The organism is Ructibacterium sp. SJQ-7, assembly GCF_054696575.1.
This window is the reverse complement of the sequence record NZ_CP195193.1, coordinates 147,486-161,746: the sequence shown is the minus strand read 5'-3', so window position 1 is coordinate 161,746 and position 14,261 is coordinate 147,486. Positions and strand designations below refer to the sequence as shown.

At 37.1% G+C, this 14,261-nt stretch carries 10 protein-coding genes; 2 read left to right on the top strand and 8 right to left on the bottom strand.

Annotation, left to right across the window (positions count from 1 at the left end; genetic code table 11):
- Positions 1-31: 31 nt before the first annotated feature.
- Together ACSAMO_RS00785 and ACSAMO_RS00780 are read right to left on the bottom strand one after the other, a co-directional pair.
- Positions 32-1,813, bottom strand: a complete 1,782-nt coding sequence (locus tag ACSAMO_RS00785) for an L-fucose isomerase (RefSeq protein WP_499209577.1) — start codon at positions 1,811-1,813, stop codon at positions 32-34.
- A gap of 30 nt (positions 1,814-1,843) precedes the next feature.
- Positions 1,844-2,329, bottom strand: a complete 486-nt coding sequence (locus ACSAMO_RS00780) for a serine hydrolase (protein WP_499210110.1) — start codon at positions 2,327-2,329, stop codon at positions 1,844-1,846.
- Positions 2,330-2,441: 112 nt separating this feature from the next.
- Here ACSAMO_RS00780 and ACSAMO_RS00775 point away from each other — a divergent pair, with 112 nt between their 5' ends.
- Entirely contained in the window at positions 2,442-3,326 is an 885-nt protein-coding gene (locus ACSAMO_RS00775) for a sensor histidine kinase (protein WP_499209576.1), read from the top strand.
- Positions 3,327-3,372: 46 nt separating this feature from the next.
- On the opposite strand, the gene folD is transcribed toward ACSAMO_RS00775, so the two are convergent.
- From folD to ACSAMO_RS00745, 6 genes are all read right to left on the bottom strand, one after another.
- A complete protein-coding gene (gene folD, locus ACSAMO_RS00770; protein ID WP_337600177.1) occupies positions 3,373-4,209 on the bottom strand; it encodes a bifunctional methylenetetrahydrofolate dehydrogenase/methenyltetrahydrofolate cyclohydrolase FolD in 837 nt (278 codons plus the stop codon).
- Positions 4,103-6,067 carry a YgiQ family radical SAM protein gene (locus ACSAMO_RS00765; RefSeq protein ID WP_499209575.1) on the bottom strand — a complete coding sequence of 655 codons (1,965 nt, stop codon included), beginning with the start codon at positions 6,065-6,067 and terminating at the stop codon, positions 4,103-4,105. The genes folD and ACSAMO_RS00765 overlap by 107 nt, the downstream gene beginning before the upstream one ends.
- On the bottom strand, positions 6,054-8,531 hold the full coding sequence (locus tag ACSAMO_RS00760; protein WP_499209574.1) for an FtsK/SpoIIIE family DNA translocase: 2,478 nt from the start codon (positions 8,529-8,531) through the stop codon (positions 6,054-6,056). Before ACSAMO_RS00760 ends, ACSAMO_RS00765 begins: the two co-directional genes overlap by 14 nt.
- Positions 8,532-8,637: 106 nt before the next feature.
- On the bottom strand, positions 8,638-9,456 hold the full coding sequence (locus ACSAMO_RS00755; protein WP_499209573.1) for a zinc metalloprotease: 819 nt from the start codon (positions 9,454-9,456) through the stop codon (positions 8,638-8,640).
- A gap of 90 nt (positions 9,457-9,546) precedes the next feature.
- Complete coding sequence (locus tag ACSAMO_RS00750; RefSeq protein WP_499209572.1) at positions 9,547-10,002, bottom strand: GNAT family N-acetyltransferase; 456 nt, start codon at positions 10,000-10,002, stop codon at positions 9,547-9,549.
- A 150-nt stretch (positions 10,003-10,152) separates the two neighbouring features.
- Positions 10,153-13,071 (bottom strand): beta-L-arabinofuranosidase domain-containing protein, encoded by a 2,919-nt coding sequence (locus ACSAMO_RS00745; RefSeq protein WP_499209571.1) that lies wholly within the window; start codon positions 13,069-13,071, stop codon positions 10,153-10,155.
- 286 nt (positions 13,072-13,357) lie between these two features.
- Between ACSAMO_RS00745 and ACSAMO_RS00740 the strand changes: the two genes are divergently transcribed.
- Positions 13,358-14,239 carry a helix-turn-helix domain-containing protein gene (locus ACSAMO_RS00740; protein ID WP_117968855.1) on the top strand — a complete coding sequence of 294 codons (882 nt, stop codon included), beginning with the start codon at positions 13,358-13,360 and terminating at the stop codon, positions 14,237-14,239.
- The last annotated feature ends 22 nt before the right edge of the window (positions 14,240-14,261 follow it).

The window sequence follows — 14,261 nt, the reverse complement described above, 5'->3', positions numbered from 1 at the left end:
CGGCATAATGCCGCATATCACATTATAAAAATTATTTATATATAGGTCCGTAGTTTTTGCAAGCCGCATAATCTGCTGCTTGAGAATCTTCTGTACCAAAAGACGACCATACGTGTGGACGATATACCTTTTCATCAGCTACATTGTGCATTGTTACAGGGATTCTCAACATTGAGCAAAGGGTTATCAAATCAGCGCCAACGTGTCCGCCGATTGTCACGCCGTGATTAGCACCCCAATTAGCCATTACACTGTATACATCAGTAAATGCGCCCTTACCTGTAAGAATCGGAGCAAACCATGTTGTCGGCCATGTAGGGTCTGTACGTTTATCAAGTTTATTATGAATATTATCATCAAGATTGCAAGTATATCCTTCTGCTATCTGAATAACCGGTCCAATACCTTCAACGATATTCACTCTAAGCATTGTTACAGGCATTTCTGCTTTTGTTCTGAAGTGGCTTGAAAAACCGCCGCCTCTGAAATATTCATAATCTGCTCTGCACCAATCTGTTGCATCAATACAATTTTGAATATCTTCATCAGTCATATTCCACCATTCTTTTTGTGTACCGTTGCCGTTCTCGTCTTTTGCCGCACCTGTACAATCAAGCGCCGTTGCACCGGAATTAATGAGGTGAATAATGCCGTTAGCGGCTTTACCTTTAAGTTCTTTACCTGTTACACGTTTTACGGCGTCGGGTGACCAATATGTACGAACATCGTGGAATGCAGGTGCTTTACCTGTAACAAGTGTTGCCAAAAGCATTGAAATACCGTTTAATGTATCATTTTCGGTTGCAAACGGAGTAGGCATTTTTTTACCGTTCCAGTTGAATGACGATGCCATAATTGCCTCTGTAAAATCAGCGTTAGGCAGCCAATCTGTCCAGTGTCTTTGACCTTGGAAACCGCCTACTATTGCATTCTTTCCAAGTGCTTCTTCATGCCAACCAAGTTCGGCAAGTTTTGGATTTCCGTAAAGAATATCATTTACGATTAACGTAAACTTAGTGATGAATTCCCAATCCTTATCTGCCGGAACAACTTTCGATTTTGTAATAATATCAGGCAAGTTTTTACCTGCATTTTTATCAAAGCCTTCTTTGCAGTTTTCTTTTATCCATTTATATGCTTTTTCATACTCATCTTTATCATATATACCAAGAGTAATTCTTCTCAATATTTCTGTCAAATCAACAAATTCAGCTCGTATACCAAGATACTTTTGCATAAATGACATATCACAATATGAACCTGCAATACCCATTGCGACACTGCCAAGGTTCACATATGCTTTGTTCTTCATTTGACCGACCGCAACAGCACCTTTTGCCCAACGAATCATTTTTTCGGCAACATCTTCAGGAACTGTGTTATCATCAATGTCCTGCACATCGTGTCCGTACATCGAAAATGCAGGAAGTCCGCGTTGTGCAAATGCAGCCATTACTGCGGCAAGATAAACCGCACCGGGACGTTCCGTTCCGTTAAAGCCCCATACAGCTTTTACTGTATCCGAGTTTAGGTCCATTGTTTCTGAACCATAGCACCAGCATGGTGTTACAGCCAATGTTGCACATACATTTTGTGTTGAAAAATAATCGTTGCATTTAGCCGCCTCAGCGCCTGAACCTATTGTACAAGGTGAAATTACACATTCAACAGGTGTTCCGTCTTGATAATGCACATTACTTTCGATAAGTTCCTTAGCTGCATTTGCCATAGCCATTGTTTTTTCTTCAAGGCTTTCTCTGACGCCGCCCCAACGACCGTCTATTGTCGGTCTTATTCCTATTCTTGGTTTCATTTTTATTACTTCCTTTCTGTTTTTAATTAATTATAAGCATGAATATAATACATTTCTCAGCCTTGGCTGATAATATTCTTCTTGTGGGTTTAACATATGGTGTGCATAGAAAAGTGCAACTTTTTCTTCTGTATCGGCAATTATTGTTGCACCTGCCGCACCTCCCCAACCGATTTCACCGATTGAACTGTTTGAACCGCTTTCGGCTTTATCTATAAGCGTTCTTACACCTAATCCGTAACCGTAACCTCTAAGACGTCGCCAATTCATAGTTTTACGCTGTGCCTCATTTAATTGATTTGTTTTCATCAGTTTTACTGTGGCACTGCTAAGTATACGATTATTATTAAGTCCTGTTCCGCTATTTGCCAAAGCCGCCGCAAACTTAGCATAATCATCGACAGTCGTTATTATTCCTGCACCTCCGCTGTCATAATTTTCACCGAATACAAGTTCATTGCCGTATGCTCTTTTGACAACTCCGGTTGTATGTTCTTTTTGCTGAAGTTCTACAATGTTCTTCGTATCTTGTATTTCGTATATATATTGCGGAGATATTATAACATCGTTCGGTGTATAGTATATAAGTGCATATCCTCTTGAACTTTACGAGCATAAGTTATCAACTATGAAATTGCAAATTATCGGTATTTTACTTTTGCTTATGATTATTATTTTCATACTTGCTTATGTTGCGTCTGTCAGAAGTTACAGTCCGCTTAATGAAATTATTTCATTCCTTGATAATTCACAGCCTCCTGCCGACAGTATTGAGGAAGAAGATAAAAACGAACTTATGTATATAATAAACAGCATACAGACGCATATCAACGACAAGACAAAAATGGCTGAAATTTTAGAAGAGCGTATGAAACTTCTGAGGAAATCACAATACGATATGCTCCAAACACAGATTAATCCGCATTTTCTTTACAATACGCTTGAAACAATTAATTGGATGGCTTATAATATGTCCAATTCAGAAAATCCGGTATCTAAATCACTGATTAATCTTGCAAGCTTTTTCAGAAATACACTTACTTCCGGTTATTTTGTTTCTATCGAAAACGAAATAAAATACACCAAAGAATACATTAATATTCTTGCACTGCGTTACGGTGATTTGTTTGATATAGAATGGGATATTGACGAATCGATTTTATCATATACGATTATAAAAATCTGTTTGCAACCTATTATTGAAAATGCCGTTTATCACGGAATAAAGCAGAAAAATGATAAAGGCTTAATAAAAATCAAAGGCTTGTGTGACGACAACAATATTATCCTCATAGTCAGTGATGACGGTGTCGGAATTGAAAAAGACGATCTTGATGAATTAAACAAAACTCTTTCCGAGACATCTTTTACAAACGAAAAATCGCATATAGGTCTTTCAAATGTAAATCAAAGAATTAAAATTATATTCGGTGACAGCTACGGAATACACGTTGAATCAACAGTCGGTGTCGGTACTGATGTGTACGTAACTATTCCTAAAAAAGAACAATAGAATCACAGGCAAGCCTATTTTACGGCTTGCCTGCTTTGTTGTGTCATTATTTCGATTTATTTAATATTGCGGCTTTAACTGTATTTTTCATAAGCATAGCGATAGTCATAGGACCTACGCCGCCGGGAACAGGAGTTATTGCACCTGCAACCTTTTCGGCACTTTCAAATTCCACATCACCGCATAGTTTCTTATTTTCAAGTCTGTTTATACCCACATCAATTACAACAGCGCCTTCCTTTATCATATCACCTTTAATAAAGTTAGGTATACCGACTGCCGCTACAAGAATATCTGCATTTTTTGTTTTTTCAGCAAGATTCTTTGTCTTTGAATGGCATATTGTAACTGTACCGTTTTGATGTAAAAGCAGCATTGCTTGCGGTTTGCCGACAATATTACTTCTGCCGACTATAACACATTCTTTACCGCTTACATCTATACCGCTTTCTTTTATAAGCTCCATTACACCGGCAGGTGTACAAGGTACAAAATCATAATTGCCTACCATAATTTTACCTACGTTTACAGGATGAAATGCGTCAACGTCTTTATTTGGTGCTATTGCGTTAATAATCGTCTTTTCATCAATATGTTTAGGAACAGGTAATTGTACCAAAATACCCGAAATACTGCTCTTATTATTAAGTTCATCTATAAGCTTTAATAGCTCTTCTTGAGTTGTTTCTGCAGGAAGTGCGTACTTCTCCGAATATATTCCGCATTCTTCACAAGCACGCTCTTTATTTCTTACATATACCTGACTTGCAGGGTCTTCACCTACGATGATTACGGCTAACCCCGGATTTATTCCCTCTTTTTTCAGATTTTCTACTTCTGTCTTGAGTTCTGCCTTTATTCTTGCCGAAACTTCCTTTCCCATTAATAGCTTTGCCATTGTCATTCCTCCTATTTTTCTTTTGATTATTAGATAGTATATCGCCCTTTGGCGGTCTGATAAGACATCTGTTCTGATAGCCTATTAAGTCTGTTCTTCCTATCTTAGTAAGTGCTTCGTAAACAAGTTTATAATTTTCGGGATTTCTGTATTGCAACAATGCACGTTGTACCGATTTTTCATGCGGAGTTTTTGGCACATAAACTTTTTTCATTGTAAACGGGTCTATTCCTGTATAAAACATACAAGTTGAAATTGTTCCCGGTGTAGGATAAAAGTCTTGTACTTGTTGCGGATTTATATTGTGTTCATGCAAATATTCCGCCAAACGTACCGCGTCACGAATTGTACTTCCGGGGTGACTTGACATAAGATACGGCACCAGATACTGTTTTTTACCTATTTTCTCATTTATCTGATAAAACTTATCCGAGAACTTATTAAACACGCTGTTTTCGGGCTTACCCATATATTTCAAAACATTGTCACTGATATGTTCCGGTGCAACTTTAAGCTGACCGCTTACATGATATTTACACAATTCATAGAAAAACGTATCGTCCTTGTCGTTTATAAGATAATCGAAACGTATTCCCGAACGAATAAACACCTTTTTAACGCCCTTTATAGCACGAAGTTTTCTAAGCAAATTAAGGTACTTCTTATGTGAAATATCCATATTCTTGCAAGGCTCCGGAAATAAGCACTGCTTATTTTTACAAGCACCGAGTGTCAGTTGCTTTTTACAGGCAGGTCCTCTGAAATTAGCAGTCGGGCCGCCGACATCGTGTATATAGCCCTTAAAATCAGACATTTTTGTCATTTCTTCCGCCTCTTTTATAAGAGATTCATCGCTTCTTGAAGTGACAATTCTGCCTTGATGAAAAGCCAAAGCGCAAAAGTTACAACTTCCGAAACAACCTCTGTTTGCGGCAAGCGAAAATTTAACTTCCTGTATGGCAGGAATACCGCCGTCTTTTTCATACATCGGATGATAATTTTTCATATACGGAAGTGCATACACTTCGTCAAGCTCGTCCGTTTCCAGCGGCGGCATAGGCGGATTTTGTATAAGATATTTGTCACCGTGCTTTTGCACGAGTGTTTTTCCTATATACGGATTCTGCTCATAATACTGCAGTCTGCACGATACAGCATATTTACTTTTACTCTCTACACATTCTTCATAACTCGGAATAAGAACGGAATTTTGTTCATCATATTCAGATGATATATAGCACGTTCCCGGTATATCCGTAATTTCGTTTACAGGCACACCGTCCCTAAGTTTATCGGCTATTCGTACAATTTGTTTCTCACCCATACCGTACATCAAAATACTTGCACGAGAGTCAAACAAAATCGAACGTCTAATCTTATCATCCCAATAATCATAATGAGCAAATCTTCTAAGACTTGCCTCAACTCCGCCGATAAGTATCGGCATATCTGAGCCGAAAGCCTCTTTAATTCTGTTACAATACACAAGTGTTGCTCTATCCGGACGCATACCGCCCTTCCCGCCGGGTGCATACATATCGTCATGTCTGCGTTTTTTAGCGGCAGTATAGTGATTTACCATACTGTCAATATTTCCTGCCGATACAAGCACTCCGAGTTTAGGTCGTCCCATTCGTACAAAATCGTCTATTTTATGCCAATCAGGCAATGCAACTATACCCACCTTATATCCGTGGCTTTCAAGCACGCGTGATATTATGGCATGTCCAAAACTCGGATGGTCTACATACGCATCTCCGACAATATATAAAAAGTCAAGTTGTTTCCAACCTCTTTTATCCATATCTTCCTTTGAAACAGGAAGAAAATCAACCTTCTTCATATTCTTCATTCTCCGGTCGTGATAAATCGGCATGGCTCACAAGCACATCTCTTGGCTTTGAGCCGTTTGCACCTGATATTATCCCTCTTGCCTCCATTTGATCTATGATACGTCCGGCTCTTGAATAACCCACGCCCAAACGGCGCTGTACCATAGATGTTGATATTTTGCCTAAACTCATAGCAAGTTCAATAGCCTCAGGAAGAAGTGCATCGCCGTCATCTTCAACATCAGGTGTAACACCGTTTTCGCCTGTTGCGTGACGTTCTATTTCTTCTTCCAAATCCTCACTGTAATGAGTTTCGCCTACATTTTCTTTTATAAATTCAAGTACCGACTCAATTTCAGGGTCTGAAACAAATGCACCCTGAACTCTTGTTGCGGCTCTTGCACCTGCGGGATGATACAACATATCACCCATACCAAGCAATTTTTCCGCACCGCCTTTATCAAGTATTGTACGGCTGTCTACTTGGCTCGATACAGCAAAAGCAATTCTTGACGGTATATTTGCTTTAATAAGACCTGTAATGACATCAACAGACGGTCTTTGTGTTGCGATAATCAAATGTATTCCTGCGGCACGGGCAAGTTGTGCCAAACGACAAACATAATCCTCAACTTCCTTTGCCGCAACCATCATCAAATCAGCCAACTCGTCTATTATAACAACAAGCTGCGGTATTTTCTCACCGCCTGTGCTTTCCATAAGTTTGTTGTAAGACTCAAGTTTTCTCACACCTGTATTTTTAAACAAATCATAGCGGCGCATCATTTCGCTTACCGCCCAATTAAGTGCACCTGCCGCCTTTTTAGGCTCTGTAACAACAGGCACAAGCAAATGCGGTATACCGTTGTAAACGCCAAGTTCAACAACCTTAGGGTCAATCATAATAAGCTTAACTTCCTCAGGTGACGACTTGTACAAAATACTCATAATAATACTGTTTACGCAAACACTTTTACCCGAACCTGTCTGACCGGCAATAAGAACGTGCGGCATTTTTGCAATATCGCCTATAACTACATTGCCGCCTATATCCTTACCCAAACCGACTGTCAATTTTGACTTTGCATTTTTGAATGCATCCGATTCAAGCATTTCGCGTATTGAAACAGGAGTAACCTTGTTGTTAGGTATTTCAACACCGACAGCCGCCTTACCCGGAACAGGTGCGACAAGAACAGTTGACACAGCAAGGTTAAGTGCTATATCGTCTGCAAGTCCTACTATTTTAGAAAGTTTAACACCTGTGTCCGGTTGAATTTCATATCTTGTTACAGTCGGACCTTGTGTTACTTGCAACAGTTTTGCTTTCACGCCGAAATTGTCAAGAACGGAAATAAGTTTTTCCGCCGTTCTTCTCATTTCTTCACGTTTATCACCCGAAGTTGCCTTAGGTTTGCTCAATAAATCCAAAGGCGGTATTACATATTTCGGAATAGGTCTTTCTATTGCCTTGTTAAATTCCTCGTTGTATCCCTCTTTTTCACTTTCGGACATATTCTTAGCCTTTTCGGGTTGTTCTTCCTTTTTCTCCCCGACTTCTTCTATCGGTTCTTCAATTATATCATCCATTTTACCGAATGCCTCATCTATACCGTTTGAAAAAGGTTCTTCTGCCGGTTCTTCTTTTATAGGCTTTTCTTTTGTTTTTGATGATTTTTTAGCAGTCGGTTTAGTTACTGATTTTTTTGTGTTATTCTTTGTGTCATTTGCAAATGAATTTGCCGCGTCAAGAGCACTTGTTTCTTCTTCGTAATATTCATCTTCATACACATCATCTGTATACTCATCTTCATATTCTTCTGCAAGCATTCTTTCTTCCATTCGTCTGTCATATTCTTCTTTTAATTCCGAATACTTATTTTTCGCACCAAACATAACATTTCTTGCCCATTTGAAAAATTCCGTAAAAAACGATACATTAGTTATAAAGCTTGCCAATACAATAAGTGTAATTGATAAAATTATGTAAGACGCAACTTTCTGCACCATTTGTTCCATAAATACAGAAACACACGCACCTAATAAGCCTCCGCATATATACTGCTGACCTGCCGAAAAAGCATAGCTTATATCAGTATTAATCGACGAAAGATTTACAATCGCACTGACATTAATAAGTGCCAAAAATGACAGTATAACCTTACTCCAAAAACGCTTTATGTCCTTAGTTTTAATAAGGTATGCCGATACACCCGCACAAATTACAGGCACAAAATAACCGCATATGCCGAACAATCCGCGGAACAGATTTTTCACCGCATTATTTATTACTCCGCCATTACCTGTATCAATGTACATAAAAACAGCTAATAACAATGTAATGAGCATTGATGAGATAATGTATGTAGGCATATAGTTTTTTGTCTGATTATTCTTTTTTACAGTAGCTTTTGCCGTAGTTTTAGAACTTTTTTTTGAACTGCCCTTTTTAGCAGTTGACTTCTTTGTTGCCATAAAACCTTGCCTTTCTTATGTAAATAATAATTTTATTCATAAATATTCACTGTGTATTATATCACAAATCATTTAAAAATTCCACAATGTTATAATAATGTAATATTTAAAGTACTTGTTCCGTTGTCAGTTTATCTATTACCTGCGTTTCTGTTATAATGTCCTTTACTTTGCCGTCGTCACTTACAATGTAAACCACATTATAGTCTTTCGGAATAAATTCATCCACTATGTCACAATAATTACACTCATTTTCAACCACAATATGTCTTACCGATTTTTTCTTTTTATTGTTGAACATCAATGTTTTAGTTAAATCCACATTATATTTTTCACTTTGAGTAAATATATTGCCTATCATCAAAGCAGAAAACAGCAATACCGAAAAATTGAATTTTGTAATGTACATCACATATATACCAAGTCCCATAATCATAGCAGAAAACACTGCGGATATTATAGTCATAATCTTATTTGCACTGTTATATCCGAGTCTGTATGCTATAATCTTTTTGAGCAAAATACCGCCGTCCAAAGGTACTGACGGAATCATATTCATACAAAACAGCATAGTATTGCTTATATAAAAAAACTTTACGCTTTCATTCGGATAACGGCTGTACACAATCATTGCGATAAGTGCAAATAAAATATTACAAAACGGTCCGCTGAAATATAATATCATTTCATCTGCAAGTGAATATACAAGTTTATTTTTTAATTTCAAATTGACACCGAACGGATAAAAGTCAATATGCGATATTTTAAGCCCTATACACACAGCCGCAAGGCAATGTGCCAATTCGTGCAAAATCATAACCGCATATGTGACGCAAAGCATATCCGCTTTATTAAATATAATGCAAAACACAAACAAGGCGATTGTCAGTACATTAACTCTTAAATAGTTTGTTATTTTAATCAAGACAAGCACCCCCTCTGATTATTATATTCACATAGCATACAATACAGAACACAAAAATACCCTTTATGCTTTCACACAAAGGGTATTAAATCATTTTGCCGTATATTCAAATTGAATATCCACACGTTTATAATGATGTGTATTATCGACAGGAATTTCATAAAAGCCGTATTTTTCATATATATGCAATGCCGGTTTTAAAATACTGTTTGACAGGATTATAAGTTTATTGGCACCGTTTTCCAAGGCATAATCCATACACGCTTTAAAAACAGCACTTCCCGCACCGTGTCCATCATATCTTTCGTCTGCGGCAAGTTTACATATTTCCCACTCATTATTTGTCATAGGCTGTGCCATACAAGTTGCGTAAACTACACCGTTTTCAATAGCAAAATAAATCATTGCACCGTTTTTGATAAGTTTATCTATATTTTCAAAAACTTCAAAATCATCACTTTCAAGTGCAAAGTATTTTGTTATCCAATTCTTGCTCAGACGGATAAAATCGTTTTTGTATTCGGGTTTATATTTTACAATTTCCATATTAATCATACTTTCTCTTGAATTTTGATTTATTATAGCATATAGATTATTTTTAGTAAAGCGAATATTTTTAGACAAATTCCGATTTTATGCTAAAAGTTTTGGGAAATAAAAATTCTCTGCAAAACAAATTGCAGGGAAAATTTTTTTCTATTCTTCAGTAATTATCGGTTTCATATTGTCCGTCGATTCCCAATAAAACTCTTTGTGTGATGATGAATTTTCAGTTTGCTTTATATCTTCGATACTGATTTTTTCGATTGAGCTATCCTTTAGCGTTCCGTTATCGTTGTAATCGGCCGTAATCTTTACACATTTCAAATCATCATTTGTAATTCTCGCCTCAATAACACCGCCTGCACAATTTGTACTGCTCTTTGGTGCAAATTTAACAGTAACGCTGTCCTTTCCTTTTGTATATTCTTCAGGAATTTCATAGAATACATCATATGCGTTATTCATTTTTTCGTTGTTAAGCGTTTGTTCGGCAAGTTTATTATCATCAATAGAGATATAGAAATCACGCGTATAATTTACATTATTTTTTGTAAACGGTCCGTCACTGCCCCAATATCTTACAAACAGATAATTTTTATTGCTCTTATCCACTTCCAAAGAATATTGGAAATATGCGTTGTCACTACCGTATGCGTCACGCCAGTAATATGTTTTTGTACCGCTTGTAAAACTGCCGTTATTTGAATTTTCACTTGCCAAACCGTGTCCGAGTTCGTCCTGCTGACCGTCCGGTTCAACTCTGTCAATCGTTGCACTGTTCAGACGTTTATCATATTCATTCACACCGTTTCCTACGTTGAAATATACAGTATAGAAACTGTGGTGAATTTCATAGAACGGTTTTAGTTCAATATCCTTGCCTGTAGATGAATTTTCAGCCTTAATTTTAAACATCAGCTTGTCCGTGTCAACCGTATCTATATACTTATCCAAATTGCTTGAATTACCTACAATATACGGTACATCAGCAGTTACACTGTCAATCTTAGTTTCGTTTGAAATATATTCATTCACTCCGCTAACGTCGCTGACGCTTCCAAGGTCTGCCGCCAAAACCACAGGACCGTACTGATATGCCGCCTGTCCGTCAATTCTTGAATTGTATACTGTAACAGACATTGGAATTGTAATATCTATAATGTCGCCGTCTTTCCATTCGTTAGATATAGCAAGATATTCTCCGCCCTTTGATGTATACGTCTTATTGCCTGCTTTTACTGTCATATCACTTTCAAGCCATGACGGAGCTCGTAGGTTGATATTTGCACTTCCTGTTCCTGCGACTTTAATTTGTACCTTGTCGGAATAAGGATATGTTGTTTCAACAGTGAATGTAAGACCTTTTTCTTCCCATTCATATGTACCCGGCATATAAAGATTTACATATAAATCGTCACCGTCTTCATAATACGCACATCTTGTGTATCTTCCCGGGTTCTCCATACCTGTACCCGTACAACACCACCAAGATTTATCCTTTTGCTCATATACTCTGTGGTGTCCTTGCAAAAGCGATACAAAGTACATTTTTGCACCTGTTTCAGGCTCTTGCTGACCGAGAATATGGTTGTACAAAGCCTTTTCATACCAATCCATATATGCACTGTCATGTTTCAAAGCGAATAAATGCTCAGACAGACGCATCATATTATATGTATTACAGCTTTCGCAAGTCTTAACTCCAAGTGTCTCTGCACCCTCTGCCTCGAAATGTTCGGCAATCGAGTTACCGCCTATTGCGTATGAACGATTGTTTACAACGTAATTCCAGAAATTTTCGCAAGCCTTTTTATAATCGGCATATTTCTCCGGATTTTGTTCATATATTTCTGCCGCACCGATTATTTTCGGTATTTGAGTATTTGCGTGAAGTCCTGTCAAACTGTCCTTACCTTGTATAAGCGGATTTAAAATCGAATCGTGAGTAAATCTTCTTGCCGTATCCAAATATTTTTCATCACCTGTAATTTCATACATTCTCGCAAAAATTTCATTCATACCGCCGTATTCAACGTCAAGCATTGACTGCATTTGTGCGTCGGTAAGATTTGATGTACCGTCAACTGCCCAATCTGCAAATTTTTTCAATACTTCATAAGCAGTGTCATTTTCTGTATAGTCATACGCGTCAAGCAAGCCTTGATATATTTTGTGTATTCCGTACCATGGCACCCAATAGTTATCAGCCCACTTTGTATTACCGCTAAACAGTTTTGTAAAACAATCTTCGCTACATCCGCCTATATATGGTGAATTTGAAGTCTTTTGAAGTTCATCGAGTTTAGTTACCGCATAATTAAGTTTAGTCAAAACTTCTTCATTGCCTGTATCACGATATAATACCGCAGCTGCACTCATCCAATGTCCCAACGAATGTCCTGCAAGTGTGAATGTATCTTTTGAACTTCCCCAGTTGCTTGCACCTTTTCTTTCCCAACCGCCGTAACGATGTGCATTGTTCGGAGCGGTCAGTCCATGCATTTCGTATGACGGTGCAAGAAGTCTGTCAACGTCTATTGACAAAACATATTTAAGTCCTACTTGCTCACTCTTTTCAAATAAGCTGTCCTTCTCTAAATTAACTCTGTCGCCTCCGGCAAAGTTACCTGTATTATCTATTTTTCTTTCCATTACGCTTGAAATCGCCTTTCCTGTTGATTTGTTATAAACGGCTGTTTTCACAGTCAAATTACCCTTATAATCTCTAATATCTTTCTTCATTTTTACAGTATTGTCGGACGGCACAAAATCTTTTGTATCTTCCGACAGAAGTGTATCACCACTATAAATTTGCATTTTTAAAACCAAAGTGTCGGTTAGTTCAGATGTTACAACATACTCCGCTTCAACAAATGATGAACCCGAATTTTTAACAATATTCATATTACGGATTACAGAATAATTATCGTCCAAAGAATCTGTTTCAACAGTTATATTCGCGATAACATCGTAGCTTTTTCCTGATATTTTCGTAGTACCTGTTACTTTATACGTTCCCTTTTCGGTATAACTGTTCACTTCTCCCCAGTCAACTATCGTTTTGCTTGTCATTCCGTTGAATATGATGCTGTTAAATCAGCCGCATATGCACTTGCCTGCAATATAAATGCCGTAGCCGCTGCCGTTAAAATCACTTTCTTGAACTTCATTTTCTCCCTCCAAAAAATAAATTTTCAACAAATTAATCTTTATATATCCCGGGTTTCTTTAGTAATATTATATAGTATATTTTTTTAAAATTCAATTAACTATATTAACATCATTTGAATGTATATTAACATTTTCACATTGACTTTAATAACTGTTAATGCTATACTGAATATGCAGGAGGTACGCTATGAATCCGAGATTATATTTTGATGAAAAAACGTTAAAAAAATTAGGTGATGTATTTGTTGTAAACACATATTTCCCTATTAAAACAGTTCCCGACAGTGCCGACTATTTTTTGCTTGTATATATTGCTCATTCTAACGCCATACACAACATTGATAATACAAGCAGAAAATTAGAAGAAGGCGATGTCGTGCTAATATCGCCGAATGTAGTCAATTCATTCACCTGTACCCATAAAGATGAACTAACCATTGCATATTGTTGTGTCTTTTCCAAAAACGCATTACAATACAGCTTAAAACAGTATTCAGGCAATTTTCCGTTGCTTTCAGATTTTTTTGAGGGAAAACGCTCATATATACAAGTACACGACACACCGTCAAAAACAATACGAAATTTTATGATACAAATGATAGATAATTTTAACTATTCACAACCCGGATATTTGTTTTCAATCCGCAGTACAATAACACTGATTTTAGTTAATATGTTCAGATTGTATTCAGTTGATAAAAATAAAGCCGACGGTTTTCATTCCAATGTGGTTATAAATAACGTTACCAACTACATAAATTCAAAAATATATTCAAAGCTTTCGCTTAACGAAGTAGCCGATAAATTCGGTATCACCCCGCAACACCTTTGCCGATTGTTTAAGAAACACTTTAATATGACTTTCACCCAGTTTTCAAACAGGCAACGTGTCGATAAAATCCGTGATGAACTCGAAAATATCGACAGACCTATATATCAAACCTATGAAGAATTTGATTTCACACCTCAATATTTAAACAGTATGTTCAAAAAATATACTGGCTACTCTATCAGTGAATATAAAGCCAAATTCAACTATAAAGCCGGTAATCCGCTTTATACGATATAATATAAAAGGACGACTGCACAAG